14 protein-coding genes are annotated in these 15,856 nt (G+C 73.3%); 10 read left to right on the top strand and 4 right to left on the bottom strand.

Annotated elements, in window-relative coordinates; genetic code table 11:
- Positions 1-113: 113 nt before the first annotated feature.
- The 3 genes from ACL02R_RS02615 to ACL02R_RS02605 all read left to right on the top strand — a co-directional run bounded on the left by ACL02R_RS02615 (position 114) and on the right by ACL02R_RS02605 (position 2,482).
- Positions 114-737 carry a cell division protein SepF gene (locus ACL02R_RS02615; protein ID WP_362963239.1) on the top strand — a complete coding sequence of 208 codons (624 nt, stop codon included), beginning with the start codon at positions 114-116 and terminating at the stop codon, positions 735-737.
- Positions 738-808: 71 nt separating this feature from the next.
- A complete protein-coding gene (locus ACL02R_RS02610; RefSeq protein WP_362963237.1) occupies positions 809-1,093 on the top strand; it encodes a YggT family protein in 285 nt (94 codons plus the stop codon).
- A 48-nt stretch (positions 1,094-1,141) separates the two neighbouring features.
- Positions 1,142-2,482, top strand: coding sequence for a DivIVA domain-containing protein (locus ACL02R_RS02605; RefSeq protein ID WP_412795181.1), 1,341 nt, complete (start codon positions 1,142-1,144; stop codon positions 2,480-2,482).
- Positions 2,483-2,580: 98 nt separating this feature from the next.
- Here the strand turns inward: ACL02R_RS02605 and ileS are convergent, their stop codons facing one another.
- The gene (gene ileS, locus ACL02R_RS02600) at positions 2,581-5,730 is read right to left on the bottom strand and encodes an isoleucine--tRNA ligase (protein WP_412795180.1); all 3,150 of its coding nucleotides are present in this window, start codon (positions 5,728-5,730) and stop codon (positions 2,581-2,583) included.
- 497 nt (positions 5,731-6,227) lie between these two features.
- Here ileS and ACL02R_RS02595 point away from each other — a divergent pair, with 497 nt between their 5' ends.
- The 4 genes from ACL02R_RS02595 to ACL02R_RS02580 are packed head-to-tail and all read left to right on the top strand — an operon-like array spanning position 6,228 to position 9,931.
- Positions 6,228-6,683, top strand: a complete 456-nt coding sequence (locus ACL02R_RS02595) for a TraR/DksA family transcriptional regulator (RefSeq protein ID WP_412795179.1) — start codon at positions 6,228-6,230, stop codon at positions 6,681-6,683.
- Positions 6,684-6,725: 42 nt separating this feature from the next.
- The gene (lspA, locus tag ACL02R_RS02590; protein WP_412795178.1) at positions 6,726-7,358 is read left to right on the top strand and encodes a signal peptidase II; all 633 of its coding nucleotides are present in this window, start codon (positions 6,726-6,728) and stop codon (positions 7,356-7,358) included.
- Positions 7,359-7,383: 25 nt separating this feature from the next.
- Positions 7,384-8,334, top strand: a complete 951-nt coding sequence (locus ACL02R_RS02585) for an RluA family pseudouridine synthase (protein WP_412795177.1) — start codon at positions 7,384-7,386, stop codon at positions 8,332-8,334.
- A gap of 4 nt (positions 8,335-8,338) precedes the next feature.
- Positions 8,339-9,931: a Na+/H+ antiporter gene (locus tag ACL02R_RS02580; RefSeq protein WP_412795176.1), complete on the top strand. Its 1,593-nt coding sequence runs from the start codon at positions 8,339-8,341 to the stop codon at positions 9,929-9,931.
- Positions 9,932-10,252: 321 nt separating this feature from the next.
- Here the strand turns inward: ACL02R_RS02580 and ACL02R_RS02575 are convergent, their stop codons facing one another.
- Positions 10,253-11,377, bottom strand: a complete 1,125-nt coding sequence (locus ACL02R_RS02575; RefSeq protein ID WP_412795175.1) for a mechanosensitive ion channel family protein — start codon at positions 11,375-11,377, stop codon at positions 10,253-10,255.
- 112 nt (positions 11,378-11,489) lie between these two features.
- Between ACL02R_RS02575 and ACL02R_RS02570 the strand changes: the two genes are divergently transcribed.
- Positions 11,490-12,065 (top strand): dienelactone hydrolase family protein, encoded by a 576-nt coding sequence (locus ACL02R_RS02570; protein ID WP_412795174.1) that lies wholly within the window; start codon positions 11,490-11,492, stop codon positions 12,063-12,065.
- Positions 12,066-12,080: 15 nt separating this feature from the next.
- Here ACL02R_RS02570 and ACL02R_RS02565 read toward each other — a convergent pair whose 3' ends face one another.
- Together ACL02R_RS02565 and ACL02R_RS02560 are read right to left on the bottom strand one after the other, a co-directional pair.
- On the bottom strand, positions 12,081-12,743 hold the full coding sequence (locus tag ACL02R_RS02565) for a response regulator (protein ID WP_412795173.1): 663 nt from the start codon (positions 12,741-12,743) through the stop codon (positions 12,081-12,083).
- Entirely contained in the window at positions 12,740-13,990 is a 1,251-nt protein-coding gene (locus tag ACL02R_RS02560) for a sensor histidine kinase (RefSeq protein ID WP_412795172.1), read from the bottom strand. Before ACL02R_RS02560 ends, ACL02R_RS02565 begins: the two co-directional genes overlap by 4 nt.
- Before the next feature lie 133 nt (positions 13,991-14,123).
- Between ACL02R_RS02560 and ACL02R_RS02555 the strand changes: the two genes are divergently transcribed.
- Positions 14,124-15,032: an ABC transporter ATP-binding protein gene (locus ACL02R_RS02555; protein WP_412795171.1), complete on the top strand. Its 909-nt coding sequence runs from the start codon at positions 14,124-14,126 to the stop codon at positions 15,030-15,032.
- Positions 15,029-15,856, top strand: an 828-nt coding sequence (locus ACL02R_RS02550; RefSeq protein WP_412795170.1) for an ABC transporter permease, incomplete at its 3' end; no start/stop codon positions are given. The genes ACL02R_RS02555 and ACL02R_RS02550, both read left to right, overlap by 4 nt.

Genomic DNA, 15,856 nt, shown 5'->3' with positions numbered 1-15,856 from the left:
CGAGGGGCCAGAGCCGAAAATATGGTCATTCCCGGAGAATTCGGGCAAGTTACGTGGATCTCCCTGGCCCCGGCGGACGGAGCCGATCCACCACAGAGCGGAGGACGCAGTCGATGGCTGGCGCGATGCGCAAGATGGCGGTCTACCTCGGCCTCGTGGAGGACGACGGCTACGACCGCCCGGGGTACGGCCCCGACGACGATTTCGAACCCGAGCCGGAACCCGACCGGGGACAGCGCCGCCAGACGCTCGAACCCCCGCCCAGGGAACGGCCGGAGGAGCCGGTGCGGGTCGTCCACCCCCCGGCTCAGCGGGAGACGGAGCCCACGCCCGCTCCGGTCCTGGCGGAAAGCAGGCGGCCCGGGAGGATCGCTCCCGTGTCTTCCATCACATCAGAACGGCACAACGTGGAGAAGAACGCGCCGGTGATCATGCCCAAGGTCGTATCCGAGCGGGAGCCCTACCGCATCACGACGCTCCACCCCAGGACCTACAACGAGGCCCGTACCATCGGGGAACACTTCCGTGAGGGCACTCCGGTGATCATGAACCTCACGGAGATGGACGACACGGACGCGAAGCGACTTGTCGACTTTGCCGCTGGTCTGGTCTTCGGTCTGCATGGGAGCATCGAGCGAGTGACACAGAAGGTGTTCCTGCTGTCGCCTGCTAACGTCGATGTAACGGCGGAGGACAAAGCCCGGATCGCCGAGGGTGGGTTCTTCAACCAGAGCTGAGGGAAGACAGCGGACCGAAGGGAGTCCCGGCCGGTCGGCCGGGGCGGGAACAGGGGAGAGGGACAAGCGGGATGGGGATCGTTCAGCAGGTGATCCTGATTGTCTTGTACTGCCTGCTCGGACTGCTGCTGTTCCGGCTGGTGATGGACTACGTCTTCATGTTCGCGCGGTCCTGGAGTCCCGGCAAGGCGATGGTCGTGGTGCTTGAGGCCACCTACACTGTCACCGATCCGCCGCTGAAGACCCTGCGGAGGATCATCCCTCCCCTACGGTTCGGGGGTGTGGCGCTTGATCTGTCCTTCTTCGTACTGATGATCATCGTCTACATCCTGATCAACGTCGTGGCCGGGCTGTGAACGAGTGCGGCCTTGCCTATATCCGACGAAACACGCTGAGGTGAAGAGATGCCGTTGACCCCCGAGGACGTTCGGAACAAGCAGTTCACGACCGTCCGTCTGCGAGAAGGCTATGACGAGGACGAGGTCGATGCCTTCCTCGACGAGGTCGAGGCGGAGCTGACCCGGCTGCTCAGGGAGAACGAGGATCTGCGCGCCAAGCTGGCCGCCGCCACGCGTGCCGCCGCGCAGAACCAGCAGAACATGCGCAAGCCCGAACCGCAGGACCGGCAGGGGGGCCCGCCGGCCATATCGGGACCGCAGGGGATGCAGCAGCAACAGCAGCAGCAGATGGGCGGCCCGCCCCAACTGCCCGCCGGTCCCGGCGGTCCCCAAGGGCATCCGGGCGGCCCCGGTCCGATGGGACAGGGCGGCCCGATGGGTCAGGGCGGTCCCATGGGCCAGCCCGGCCAGATGGGTCAGGGCGGTCCGATGGGCCAGGGCGGTCCCGGTGGTCCCGGTGGTCCCGGTGGTCCCGGCCAGATGGGACAGGGCGGTCCGATGGGGCCCGGCGGTCCCGGCCAGATGGGACAGGGCGGTCCCATGGGCCCCGGCGGCCCGCAGGGGCACCCCGGTGCTCCGGTCCCGATGAACCAGGGCATGGCCCAGCACGGCGGCCCCGGCATGGGCATGGGCGGCCACGGCGGTCCCGGCATGGGACAGCACGGCGGCCCCATGGGCGGTCCCGGCCCGATGCAGCAGCAGGGCGGCAACGAGAGCGCGGCCCGCGTGCTGTCGCTCGCGCAGCAGACCGCGGACCAGGCGATCGCCGAGGCCCGTTCCGAGGCCAACAAGATCGTCGGCGAGGCCCGCAGCCGTGCCGAGGGCCTGGAGCGTGACGCGCGCGCCAAGGCCGACGCGCTGGAGCGGGACGCGCAGGAGAAGCACCGTGTCGCGATGGGCTCCCTGGAGTCCGCCCGCGCCACGCTGGAGCGCAAGGTCGAGGACCTGCGCGGCTTCGAGCGGGAGTACCGCACGCGCCTGAAGTCGTACCTGGAGAGCCAGCTCCGCCAGCTGGAGAGCCAGTCGGACGACTCGCTGGCGCCGCCGCGCACCCCCTCGTCCGCGCCGTCGCTGCCCCCGTCGCCGCCGTCCCTCGCGTCGGCCGGCGCCCCGAACGGCTCGTCCCTCGGGCACCAGACGATGGGCGGCAACCAGACGATGGGCGGCGGACACGGCCCGCACGGCGGGCACGCGCCCGCCCAGGGACCGTCGTACGGCGGCGGGCAGCAGCAGATGTCGCCCGCCATGACACAGCCGATGGCCCCGGTGCGCCCGCAGGGTCCGCAGCCGGTGCAGCAGGCGCCGTCGCCGATGCGCGGCTTCCTGATCGACGAGGACGACAACTGACGGCCCGACGCACGAGGCCTGACGGACAGAACAAACAGAACAAAGGGGTGGGCCCCCGGACCGACGAGGTCCGGGGGCCCACCCCTTTCTGCACAGGGTCAGTTCTTGCGCAGGCGGAACGTGATGCCGAGCGCGCTGTCGCCGAACTCCTCGCCGAGACCGTCACGTTCGGCGGCGGCGGTCTCCTCGGCGAAGTCCGTGGCCAGCACCTCGGAGCAGAGCAGCGCCTGGTGGTCGGCCAGGGCCCGGCGGACCTCCTGGTCGTCCGACGCCCAGCGCACCGTGATGCGGTCCGCGACGTCCAGGCCGCTGGTCTTGCGCGCCTCCTGGATCAGCCGGATGACATCGCGCGCGAGGCCCGCGCGGCGCAGTCCGGGCGTGATCTCCAGGTCGAGCGCCACGGTGGCGCCCGGGTCGGAGGCCACCGACCAGCCCTCGCGCGGCGTCTCGGTGATGATGACCTCCTCGGGGCTCAGCATCACCTCCTCGCCGTCCACGACGACCGAGGCCGTCCCGGCGCGCAGCGCCGCCGACAGCTCCGCCGCGTCGGCCGCCGCGATGGCCTGGGCGACCGGCTGGGTGCCCTTGCCGAACCGGCGGCCGAGCGCGCGGAAGTTGGCCTTCGCCGAGGTGTCCACCAGCGAGCCGCCGATCTCGGAGAGCGCGGCGAGCTCCGACACGTTCAGCTCCTCGGCGATCTGCTCGCGCAGGTCGTCGCCGAGCAGTTCGAAGCCCTGCGCCGCGACCAGCGCGCGGGACAGCGGCTGGCGGGTCTTCACACCGGACTCCGCGCGGGTGGCGCGGCCCAGTTCGACCAGGCGCCGCACCAGCAGCATGTCCTGGGACAGGTCGGCGTCGATCAGCGTCAGGTCCGCCTCTGGCCAGCTCGCGAGATGCACGGAGTCGGGCGCGCCCGGAGTCACCGGCACGACCAGGTCCTGCCAGACCCGCTCGGTGATGAACGGGACCAGCGGCGCCATCAGCCGCGTCACGGTCTCCAGCACGTCGTGCAGCGTGCGCAGCGCCGCGCGGTCGCCCTGCCAGAAGCGGCGGCGCGAGCGGCGGACGTACCAGTTGGACAGGTCGTCGACGAAGGTGGAGATCAGCTTGCCCGTGCGCTGGGTGTCGAAGTTCTCCATGGCCGTGGTGACGGCGGCGGTCAGCGCGTTCAGCTCGCTCAGCAGCCAGCGGTCGAGCAGCGGCCGGTCGGCGGGCGCCGGATCCTCCGCGCCGGGGGCCCACTCGGCGGTCCGCGCGTACAGGGCCTGGAAGGCGACGGTGTTCCAGTACGTGAGCAGCGTCTTGCGGACGACCTCCTGGATCGTGCCGTGCCCGACCCGGCGGGCCGCCCAGGGGGAGCCGCCGGCCGCCATGAACCAGCGGACGGCGTCGGCGCCGTGCTGCTCCATCAGCGGGATGGGCTCCAGGATGTTGCCCAGGTGCTTGGACATCTTGCGGCCGTCCTCGGCGAGGATGTGGCCGAGGCAGACGACGTTCTCGTAGCTGGAGCGGTCGAAGACCAGGGTGCCGACCGCCATCAGCGTGTAGAACCAGCCGCGCGTCTGGTCGATGGCCTCGGCGATGTACTGCGCCGGATACCGCTTCTCGAAGACCTCGCGGTTGCGGTGCGGGTAGCCCCACTGCGCGAACGGCATGGCACCCGAGTCGTACCAGCCGTCGATGACCTCCTCGACGCGCGTCGCGGTCAGCGCGCAGCCCTCGGCGGGGCAGGTGAACACCACCTCGTCGATGAACGGGCGGTGCGGGTCCAGGCGTGACTGGTCGGTGCCGGACAGCTCGCCCAGCTCGGCCAGCGAGCCGACGCAGGTGAGGTGGTCCTCGGGGCAGCGCCAGATCGGCAGTGGGGTGCCCCAGTAGCGCTTGCGCGAGAGGGCCCAGTCCACGTTGTTGGTGAGCCAGTCGCCGTAGCGGCCGTGCTTGACGGACTCGGGATACCAGGTGGTCTTCTCGTTCTCCCTGACCAGGGCGTCCTTGATGCGGGTGGTGCGGATGTACCAGGACGGCTGTGCGTAGTAGAGCAGCGGGTTGTGGCAGCGCCAGCAGTGCGGGTAGCTGTGCTCGTAGGGCAGGTGGCGGAAGAGGAGGCCGCGGCCGGCCAGGTCGGCGACGAGCGCCTCGTCCGCCTTCTTGAAGAACTGCCCGCCGACCAGCGGGAGGCCCTCCTCGAACGTGCCGTCGGAGCGCACCGGGTTGACGACCGGCAGGCCGTAGCGGCGGCAGGTCAGCAGGTCGTCCTCGCCGAAGGCGGGGGACTGGTGGACGAGGCCGGTGCCGTCCTCGGTGGTGACGTAGTCGGCGGTCACGACGTAGTGCGCGTCGGCGCCGCCGAAGTCGACCAGCTCGAACGGGCGGCGGTAGCGCCAGCGTTCCATCTCGGCGCCGGTGAACGTCTCGCCGGTGGCGGTCCACTCCTCGCCCAGGGCCTTGCCCAGCAGCGGCTCGGCGACGACGAGGCGCTCGTCGCCCCGGGCGGCGACCGCGTACGTCACCTCCGGGTGCACGGCGACGGCGGTGTTGGACACGAGGGTCCAGGGCGTCGTCGTCCAGATCAGCAGCTCGGCGCGGTCGGCCAGCGGCCCGGACAGCAGCGGCAGCCGCACGTAGACGGACGGGTCGACCACCGTCTCGTAGCCCTGCGCCAGCTCGTGGTCGGACAGGCCGGTCTCGCAGCGCGGGCACCAGGGCGCGACGCGGTGGTCCTGGCCGAGGAGGCCCTTGGCGAAGATCTCCTTCAGCGACCACCACACCGACTCGATGTACTGCGGGTCCATGGTGCGGTAGGCGTCGTCGAGGTCGACCCAGTAGCCCATGCGCGTCGTCAGCTCGGCGAACGCGTCGGTGTGGCGCGTCACGGAGGCGCGGCAGCGCGCGTTGAACTCGGCGATCCCGTACCGCTCGATGTCCTGCTTGCCGCTGAAGCCCAGCTCCTTCTCGACGGCCAGCTCGACGGGCAGGCCGTGGCAGTCCCAGCCGGCCTTGCGCGTCACGTGGTAGCCCCGCATCGTGCGGAAGCGCGGGAACACGTCCTTGAAGACGCGGGCCTCGATGTGGTGGGCGCCCGGCATGCCGTTGGCGGTGGGCGGGCCCTCGTAGAACACCCACTCGGGCCGTCCCTCGGACGCCTCCAGGGTGCGGGCGAAGGTCTTGTCCCGCTGCCACAGGTCGAGCACGCCGTGCTCCAGCTCTGGCAGGTCGACCTGGGCGGGTACGGGTCGGTACAGCGACATCGGATCGTCCTCCGGCGGACACACAGTGCGTTCTCCGACGGAGGGACGAGAGCGCTGGGCTCCCGCGGTACCACCCTCCTTGGCCCCCGGTGGTCACCGGCGGCCCCCTCATTGGGCCGCGACGCCGGTTCTACTCGCGCCGCCGTTCCGTGCGGGCACGGATCGGCGGGCTTTCCTCCGGCGGCTCCGGGGTGATCTTCGCGTCGCGCACGCCCCCGGGCTCGCACCGTCCCCGGGTCGCTCCTGGCTGCCGGACGACGCTACTCGTCCCCATCCACGCCTTTCGCTGCCCACAGTGTACGGGCCGCCGCCGCGGGACGACGACCGGTTGGGCGGGGGCCGGGTGGGGCACAACGCAGGCAGACCGGCGCGCCCTCGTTGCCGCGCATCCGCGGGCCGATTTATCGTTCCGGTCACGATGCGCGAGCACGATCACACCATGTGACCGGCCGCTGTCCCCCGTGGCCGCCGAACAGCCGGAAAGACAGGAGCCGTAAGTGGCAGCGAAGAAGACCACGGCCGACGAGTCGGCCACCGCGGTGTCCACGGCCCGTGCCGGTGACCTGGCGGTCAGGACGGGCGAGGACCCGTGGACCGAGGAAGAGGTCGCCGCGGCCCGCGCCGCGCTGACCGCCGAGGCCGACCGGCTCGGCGCCGAGATCGCCGCGTCCGAGGCGGCGCTCACCGGCCTGATGCGCGACTCCGGCGACGGCGCGGGCGACGACCAGGCCGACACCGGGTCCAAGAACGTCACGCGCGAGCACGAGATGGCGCTCGCCTCCAACGCCCGCGAGATGCTGTACCAGACGGAGCGCGCGCTGCGGCGCCTGGAGGCCGGGACGTACGGCCTGTGCGAGAACTGCGGCAACGCCATCGGCAAGGCGCGCATGCAGGCGTTCCCCCGCGCCACGCTGTGCGTGGACTGCAAGCAGAAACAGGAACGGCGTCCCTGACGGCCCTCCGCTGATCGCACAGGAGTGTCGTACCCTCATCCCGTGAGCGAAGCGGAGCGGACCATCGAGACCCCCGACGATCCCCCGCCGGCGGAGGGACCGGACGGAACGGACGCCGCCGGTGAGCCCGGCGGGTCCGGTGGGACCGCCGGCGCGGAGGCCACCGCGGCCGGTGCGACCCCGGTCCGCGGCCCGCGCCGGGTGGTCGTCGTCGCCTGTGTCGCCGTCTTCGCCTACGCGCTCGACCTCGCCGCGAAGATCTGGGTGGTCACCAGCCTGGAGAACGAGCGCAGCATCGATGTCATCGGCGAGTGGATGCGCTTCCGCGCGGTGCGCAACGCCGGTGCCGCCTTCGGCCTCGGCTCCGCGTTCACCGTCGTCTTCACCTGCATCGCGGCGGCGGTGATCGTCGTCATCTTCCGGCTCGCGCGCCGCCTCTACAGCCTGCCGTGGGCCATCGCGCTCGGCCTGCTGCTCGGCGGCGCGCTCGGCAACCTGACCGACCGCCTGTTCCGGTCGCCGGGCGTCTTCGAAGGGCATGTGGTCGACTTCATCGCGGTCCAGCACTTCGCCGTGTTCAACCTGGCCGACTCCGCGATCGTCTGCGGCGGCATCCTGATCGTCCTGCTGTCCTTCCGCGGCATGGACCCGGACGGCACCGTGCACCGCGACTGACGGGACGTCCGGCATACTCGGACAGGTGAGCACGCTTCCGGAGACGCCCGAGACCCGCACGCTGCCCGTACCGGAGGGACTGGAGGGGGAACGCGTCGACGCCGCGCTCTCCCGCATGCTGGGCTTCTCCCGCACCAAGGCCGCCGAACTCGCCGCCGCGGGGAAGGTCAGGCTCGACGGCGCCGAGGTGGGCAAGTCCGAACGCGTCACCGGCGGTGCCTGGATCGAGGTCGAGATGCCCCCGCCGGCCGTGCCCGTCCGGGTGGTGGCCGAGCCGGTCGAGGGCCTGGACATCGTCCACGACGACGACGACCTCGTCGTGGTGGACAAGCCGGTCGGCGTCGCCGCCCACCCCAGCCCCGGCTGGACCGGCCCGACCGTCATCGGCGGGCTCGCGGCGGCCGGTTACCGCGTCGCCACCTCGGGCGCGGCCGAGCGGCAGGGGATCGTGCACCGGCTCGACGTCGGCACGTCGGGGCTGATGGTCGTCGCGAAGTCGGAGCGCGCGTACGCGCGGCTCAAGCAGCAGTTCCGCGACCGGACCGTGGACAAGCGCTACCACGCCCTCGTCCAGGGCCACCCCGACCCGCTCAGCGGCACCATCGACGCCCCCGTGGGCCGTCACCCCCAGCACGACTACAAGTGGGCGGTCACCGCCGAGGGCAAGCCGGCCGTCACGCACTACGACCTCATCGAGGCGCTGCGCTCCGCCAGCCTCCTCGCCATCAAGCTGGAGACCGGCCGCACGCACCAGATCCGCGTGCACATGTCCGCGCACCGGCACCCGTGCGTCGGCGACCTCACCTACGGCGCCGACCCCACGCTCGCCAAGCGCCTGCGGCTGACCCGCCAGTGGCTGCACGCCAAGGAACTGGGCTTCGCCCACCCGGCGGACGGCCGCTGGGCCGCCTTCTCCAGCGACTATCCGGGGGACCTGCGGTCCGCGCTCGACGTGCTGCGCGCCGAGAGCGCGTAGGCACGTGGACCAGCTCTCCCTGCTCTTCGCCCTGCTCCTCGGGTCGCTGCTGACCGTGCCGCTCGGCGAGCGCCTCGCCCTGCCGTCGCCGGTGCTGATGACGCTCTTCGGCGGGCTGGTGGCGTTCGTGCCCCCCGTCCCGCAGGTGGACATCGATCCGGACCTGATCCTTCCGCTGGTGCTGCCGCCCCTGCTGTACGCGGCGGTGCGCCGCACGTCCTGGCGGCAGTTCACGGCGAACCTGCGGCCGATCCTGCTGCTGGCGGTGGCGCTCGTCTTCGTGACGACGGCCGCGGTCGCCGCCGTCGCCGACGCCGTGCTGCCGGGCCTGCCGCTGGCCGCCGCCGTGGCGCTCGGCGCGCTCGTCGCGCCGCCCGACCCCATCGCCGCCACGGCCGTGGCCGGGCAGCTCGGGCTGCCGCGCCGGATGGTGTCGATCCTGGAGGGCGAGGGGCTGTTCAACGACGTCACGGCGATCACGCTGTACCACGTCGCGATCGGGGCGGTCGTCGCCGGTTCGTACTCCTTCCCCGCCGCGGGCACCGACCTCGTGCTCTCCGCGGTCGTCGCGATCGCCGTGGGCCTCGTCCTCGGCTGGCTGATCTCCCGGCTGCGGCCCGTGCTCGCCGACGTGACGCTGCGGGTCGGCTTCACCCTGCTGCTGCCGTTCGCCGCCTACGTGCTGGCCGAGGAGCTGCACGGCTCGGGCGTGCTCGCCGTGCTGGTGATGGGGCTCTTCCTCAGCGAGCAGGCGGACCCTGACGACGTCGCGGGCCGGCTGACCGGCGGCAGCTTCTGGGCCGTCGTGGACACCATGGTGACGGGCGTCGCCTTCGGGCTCGTCGGGCTCGAACTGCACCGCGTCCTGGACACCACCCTGAGCCGCTGGGACGACCTGCTGCCCGCCGCGCTCGCCGTGCTCGGCGCGGTGATGGGCGTCCGGCTGCTGTGGCTGCTGCCCGCCGCGTGGATCACCCGCCGCCTGCACAAGGACGCCGACTCCGACGAGGACGTGCCGCTCAGCTGGCAGGAGACGGTGGTGATGTGGTGGTCCGGGATGCGCGGGGTGGCCACGGTCGCGCTGGCACTCGCCGTGCCGCTCGGCCTGGACGACGGGGGCGGCTTCCCGCAGCGCGACGCCATCATCTTCATCGCCTTCGTCGTCGTGCTGGTCACGCTCGTGCTCCAGGGCCTGACGCTGCCCTGGCTCGTCGGGCTGCTCGGCGTGCAGGCGGACGCCGACCTCGCCGACCGGCAGGAGCACGAGCTGGCCGTCCGCGCCGCCAAGGCCGCCAAGCGGCGGCTGCGGGAGCTGGGCGAGAACGAGGACCTGGACGAGGACGTCTCGGAGGCACTGCTGCGGCGCGCGTACGACATCGGCGTGCGGATCTCCCCGGCGCTCGCCGAACGCGACCTGCGCGAGCAGGCCGCCGAACGGGCCAGGCACATCCGCGAGATCGACGAGATGTACGCCGAACTCCTCGCCGCAGCCCGGCGCGAGGTCCTCGACGCGCGCAGCGAGCCGGGCGCGGACCCCGGTGTCGTGGACCGCGCGCTGCGGGCGCTCGACCGGACGAGCCTGCCGCACGGGGAGTAGGGCACGCCGGCAGGGCGGGGGATCGGCCCAGGGCGCGGTGCGCGGGCCGGCGACGCTGCGGCGTTCCCGCACGGCGGGCGGCCCCGGTCGCCCGGTCCGGCCGCCGGGAAGCCTCAGGGCGGGAGTTGCCCGCGGAGGGGCCCGGCGGGCCGCCTCCAGGAGCAGGTGGAGATCGTCGTCGGTGACGGCGGCCGAGGGCGTGAACGCGCGGGGCTGAACCGGCCTGCCGGCCAGAGGGTGGAGCCAGGCGGCCGGGGCGGGGCCGGGGGACACACCCTGCCGCAACCCCCGCCGCGCCGCCGCGTTCCCGGGGCGGCGGTTTCAGTGCACGCGGCCGTTGTCCAGGTTGTGCGCGCGGTGGCCGTCGCCGTCGTGGTGCCGGGTGTGCTGGTGCGGCAGGCGGTGGTCCGGCGCGACGGCGGCGGGTGACGTCGCGACCCGGGGGAGCGCGTACGGGTGGTGGTCGCGCAGCCAGGCGATCAGTTCCTCGCGGACGGCGCAGCGCAGGTTCCAGGCGTCGTCGGAGTTCTTGGTGGACATGGCCGCGCGCAGCTGGATGGCGGACGGCGTGGTGTCCGTGACGACCAGGCCCCAGTGGCGGCCGTCCCACTCCCTGCGGCCGAGAAGGAACTCCTGGAGATGCTTGCGCAGCTCGGGCACGGGCGTCGCGTGGTCCACGTAGAGGAAGACCGTGCCGGTCAGCTCGTTGCCGCCGCGCGACCAGTTCTCGTACGGCTTGCTGTTGAAGTACGAGACCGGCATCGTCAGCCGGCGGTCGTCCCAGATGCGGATGGTCAGGAAGGCGAGGGAGATCTCCTCCACCACGCCCCACTCGCCGTCCACGACGACCGAGTCGCCGATCTTCACCGAGTCGCCGAACGCGACCTGGAGGCCGGAGAAGAGGTTGCCCAGCATCGACTGGGCGGCCACACCGGCGATGATGCCGATCACACCGGCCGAGGCCAGCATCGAGGCGCCGAGGGCCCGCAGGCTCGGGAAGAGGAGCAGTATCGTCACGGCCGCCGCGACGACGGCGAGGACCGTGGTCACCACGCGGCGCAGCATCTGGAGCTGGGTGCGGAACTGCCGGACGCGGGCCTGGTCCTGCGTGCGCGTCTCGTAGCGGGCGAGCGAGTTCTCCGCGACGGCGCCCGCCATCCTTATGGTCAGCCAGGCGGCGGAGGCGATCGCGACCGTGGCCAGCAGGCTGTCCAGCATGTCGCCGCGGCGCACGTGCAGGTCGAACGCCTCGTAGGCGATGCTCACCGAGGACGACGCCAGCAGGATCTGGAGCGGCACCCGGCAGCGGCGCATCAGTCCCCACAGCCGTGTGTCCGGGTGGCGGGAGTCGGCCGCGCGCAGCGCGCGGTCGATGCCCCAGCCGACCACCAGGGTGAGTGCTAGGGTGCCGCCGATCACAAGAAGTGACCGCAACACATCGTCCATGGGGGTCCTCCAGCCTCCTACGCGCACAAGTCCTTCCGCCAGGCTAACGGGGTCGTACGCCGCGGCGGAGAGTCCGTACCGACGCGTACCACCCGAAGGGCGTTTTCAGACCGTGACCGAAATCATCCTCTTCCCTTCCGCCTACGGGCTGCGGCCGGCCGTCGGGGAGGCCGCCGGGCGGCTGCGCGCCGCCGGGCACCGGGTGCACGTGCCCGACCTGTACGACGGGCGGACGGCCGGGACGCCGGCGGAGGAGCTGGAGATCCGGGAGGAGATCGGGCGCGACGAGCTGCTGCGCCGGGCCGTCGCCGCCGCGGCGCCGCACTCGGACGCCGGACTGGTGTACATGGGCTTCTCGATGGGGGGCTCGCTGGCGCAGACCGTGGCGCTCGGGGACGAGCGGGCGCGGGGGCTCGTGCTGCTGCACGGGACGGCGGACATCGCCGAGGACGCGTCGGTGGACGACCTGCCGGTGCAGCTGCACGTCGCGGACCCCGACCCGTTCGAGACGCACGACTGGCTGACGGCCTGGTACCTGCGGATGCGGCGGGCGGGGGCGGACGTGGAGGTCTTCCGCTACCCGGGCGCGGGCCACCTGTACACCGACCCCGGGCTGCCGGACTGGGACGCCGGGGCGGCGGAGGAGACGTGGCGGCTGGTGGAGGCGTTCCTCAGCCTGGAGGAGTGAGGGGGCGGGCGGCGTTCAGCGCTTGGGGGTGACGAGCCCGGCGTCGTAGGCGGTGATCACCAGCTGGACCCGGTCGCGGGCGTCCAGTTTGGAGAGCAGCCGCGCCACGTGGGCCTTCGCCGTGGCGGCGCTGATGTGCAGCCGCGCGGCGATCTCCGCGTTGGACAGGCCGTGGGCCACCAGGGTCAGCACCTCGTGTTCCCGGCCGGTCACCCCCGGCAGGGCGCGGGGCGGCGCGGGCGGGCGGGGGCGTGCCGCGAACTCCTCGATCAGCATGCGCGTGACGCCGGGCGCGAGCAGGCCGTCCCCGGCGGCGACGACGCGGACGGCGTCGAGGATGTCGTCCAGCGCCATGTCCTTCACGGCGAAGCCGCTCGCCCCGGCGCGCAGGGCGCCCAGCACGTTGTGGTCGTCGTCGAAGGTCGTGAGGACGAGGACGCGCGCGGTGCCGTCCGCGGTGATCCGGCGGGTGGCCTCGATGCCGTCCACGCCGGGCATGCGGATGTCCATCAGCACCACGTCGGGCCGGTGCGCGGCGGCCAGGGCGACCGCCCCCGCGCCGTCCCCGGCCTCGGCCACCACGTCGAAGCCGGGCGTCTCGGACATCAGGACGCGCAGGCCCGTGCGGATGAGCGGCTGGTCGTCGGCCAGCACGACGCGGATGGGCCCGGCGGTCACGCGACGGCCGCCGGTACGGGCAGCCGGGCCGTCACCCGGAAGCCGCCGCCGGGGCGTGGCGCGGCGGCGAAGTCGCCCCCGAGGAGGGTGACGCGTTCGCGCATCCCGGTGATGCCGTAGCCGGGCGCGGCGGAGGCGGCGGGAGTGGCCGGGCCGTCGTTCTCGACCAGCAGGGACAGGGCGGGGTCGCCGGGGGCGCCGTGGTCGAGGACGACGCGGCAGGAGGAACCGGGCGCGTGCCGCGTCACGTTGGTCAGCGCCTCCTGCACGATGCGGTACGCGGCCAGGTCGACGTCGTGGGGCAGCGGGCGGGGCGTGCCGCGTTCGGTGATCTCCACGCGGATGCCCGCGCCGCCGGTGGCGGCGACGAGGCGCGGGAGCGTGGCGAGGCCGGGGGCCGGGCCGTCGCCGTCGGGGCCGCCGTCGCGCCGCAGGGCGCCGAGGGTGCGGCGCAGTTCGGCGAGGGTCTGCCTGCCGGTGTCCTCGATGCCGGCGAGCGCGTCGCGCGCCGCGTCAGGGCGGCTGCCGATGACCCGCCGGCCCACGCCCGCCTGGATCGCCATGACGCCGACGCTGTGGGCGATCATGTCGTGCACCTCACGGGCGATGCGCAGCCGTTCCGCCGTGACGGCGTCGGACGCCGTGCGGGCGCGGAGTGCCTCGGCGTGCGCGCGGCGCTCGGCGAGGGCGCGGCCGGCGACCAGCGCCGTGACGTGGAGGAGCAGGAGCAGCAGGGCCGTACCGGGCAGCGGTCCCTGCGCGAGCGGACCGGTGACGGGCTCCGCGGCGTCGGGTGGGAGGCGGGACGGCGGGAACGGGTCCGGCGGGAAGCGGTCCGGAGTGACGGGCTGCCCCGGGCGCAGCAGCCAGGCGGTGGCCAGGTGCGCGGCGAGTGCCGTGGACGCGGCGGTGAGGGCCGCGCGGCGGGTGCGCGTTGCCGCGACGACGGCGACGGCCGCGGCGGACGCGACGACGGGTATGCAGGCCAGGGTCCAGGAGGGCACCAGCGGAGCGGTGCAGAGCGTACCGGTCAGCAGGGCGTACAGCGCGGGCAGCGGATGGCGGCCCAGCAGCGGGACCACCAGCAGCGTGACGCAGCCGGTGAGGAGCAGGCGCAGGAGTGTGGAGTTGTCCGGGCCCGCGTTCATCGCGAGGAACAGCGCGACGGGGTACGCGACCGCGCCGCACCAGGGCAGCGCCGCCTGTACACGGGACGTCGGCGGGGCCGACGGGTCGGGGGTGCGCATGGGGGCGATCGTAATGACCGGGTGGCGTCCGCACATTGGCCCGCGGGCGTACGCCCCTGGGCCACGCGGCCTCGGGACGGTGTGGCCCGTGGCCCGATGCGGGAGCGGGGCCTGGCCCGGAAGTCTGGTCGGCATGATCGAAGTCGAGGGGCTCACCAAGCGGTTCGGTGGGCGGACGGTGGTGGACGGGCTGACCTTCGCGGTGCGGCCCGGACGGGTGACGGGCTTTCTCGGCCCGAACGGCGCGGGGAAGAGCACGACGCTGCGGATGGTGGTGGGGCTGTGCGCGCCGTCGTCCGGCGCCGCGCGGGTCGGGGGCGTGCCGTTCCGGGACCGCGCCAGGGGCCTGCGGAGCGTCGGCGCGCTGCTGGACGCGGGGGACGTGCACGGCGGGCGGCCGGGCCGCGCGCACCTGTGGGCGCTGGCGCGGGCGAACGGGCTGCCGCGCGGGCGGGTGGACGAGGTGCTGGCCGAGGTCGGGCTGACGGACGCGGCCGGGCGCCGGGTCGGCGGCTGGTCGCTCGGCATGCGGCAGCGGCTCGGGATCGCGGGCGCGCTGCTCGGCGATCCGCCCGTGCTGCTCTTCGACGAGCCGCTCAACGGGCTCGACCCGGAGGGCGTGCGGTGGGTGCGCGGGCTGTTCCGGCGGCTGGCGGACGAGGGGCGCACGGTGTTCGTGTCGAGCCACCTGATGAGCGAGATGGAACACACGGCGGACGACCTGGTGGTCGTCGGGCGTGGCCGGCTGATCGCGGCCGAGAGCCTCGCGGCGTTCTCCGCGCGTGCCGGTGGCGGCGGCGTACGGGTGCGGGCGGACGACCAGGAGAACCTCGCACGGCTGCTGACGGCCGAGGGGGCGGCGGTGACCCGGCGGGACGGCGGGCTGCTGGTGACGGGCGTCGACGCACGGCGGGTGGGCGAGCTGGCGGCGCAGCGGCGTGTGGTGCTGACCGAACTGACGGCGCGCGCGTCGTCGTTGGAGGACGCGTTCATGGAACTGACGGCTGACAGCGTCGAGTACGGGGCGGGGGAGAAGCGATGACGGCCCCCACCCGGTCCGCCGGTCCCGCGCTCGCTCCCGACACCGCCGGTGAGCCCCGGGCGGCGTTCACGGATCTCGTCGCCGCCGAGTGGATCAGGTTCCGCTCCCTGCGCTCCACGTGGTGGGTGCTCGGCGTCTGCGGGGCGCTCGTGGTCACCATCGCGGTCAGCGCCGCGTGGAACGACCAGTCGAACTGGCACAACTACCCGCCGGGCGTCCAGCGGATCTTCGTCCCCGTGTGGGCGATCCGGGACGCGTACAACGACAGCGCGGCGATGATCACGATGCTGATGACCGGCCCGCTGGGGGCCACCGCGATCGCGGCCGAGCACGCCACCGGGCTCGCGCGGACGACGTTCACCGCCGTACCGGCGCGCCGCCAGGTGCTGACGGCCCGCGTGCTGGTGGTGACGGCGGTCACCGGCCTGTTCGGCGTCCTCGTCGCCGGGGTGAGCTTCTGGGGCAGCCAGGCGATCCTGGCCCGGCAGGACATCGGCATGGGGATCGGCGACGACGGGGCGCTGCGCGCCGTGGCCGCGTCCGCGCTGCTGGCGCCGGTCTCCGCGCTGACGGGGATGGCCCTCGGCGCGCTGCTGCGGCACACGGCGGGCGCGGTCGCCGGGACGGCGGCGCTGCTGCTCCTGGCGCCCTCGCTCGTCAACGAGAGGTACGTGTGGACGGCGGCGGTCGACCACGCGCTGCCGCTCAGCTCATGGGAGTTCCTGACGGGCCTGGGACCGGTGATGTCCCCACCGGAGCACGGGGCCACGGCCGGCGGGTCCTGGACGGTGTACGCGCTGTGGCCGCTCGCGGCCGTGGCGGTC

The sequence above is a fragment of the Streptomyces sp. MS19 genome (assembly GCF_047200595.1).
In the GTDB taxonomy this organism is placed as follows: domain Bacteria; phylum Actinomycetota; class Actinomycetes; order Streptomycetales; family Streptomycetaceae; genus Streptomyces.
This window is presented reverse-complemented; position numbering and strand designations above follow the sequence as displayed.

Bases quoted from the DNA above. Each gene is read 5' to 3' on its own strand.
- ACL02R_RS02615 (WP_362963239.1), top strand. From the start codon at position 114: ATGGCTGGCGCGATGCGCAAGATGGCGGTCTACCTCGGCCTCGTGGAG.
- ACL02R_RS02610 (WP_362963237.1), top strand. From the start codon at position 809: ATGGGGATCGTTCAGCAGGTGATCCTGATTGTCTTGTACTGCCTGCTC.
- ACL02R_RS02605 (WP_412795181.1), top strand. From the start codon at position 1,142: ATGCCGTTGACCCCCGAGGACGTTCGGAACAAGCAGTTCACGACCGTC.
- ileS (WP_412795180.1), bottom strand. From the start codon at position 5,730: ATGTCGCTGTACCGACCCGTACCCGCCCAGGTCGACCTGCCAGAGCTG.
- ACL02R_RS02575 (WP_412795175.1), bottom strand. From the start codon at position 11,377: ATGGACGATGTGTTGCGGTCACTTCTTGTGATCGGCGGCACCCTAGCA.
- ACL02R_RS02560 (WP_412795172.1), bottom strand. From the start codon at position 13,990: ATGCGCACCCCCGACCCGTCGGCCCCGCCGACGTCCCGTGTACAGGCG.
- ACL02R_RS02555 (WP_412795171.1), top strand. From the start codon at position 14,124: ATGATCGAAGTCGAGGGGCTCACCAAGCGGTTCGGTGGGCGGACGGTG.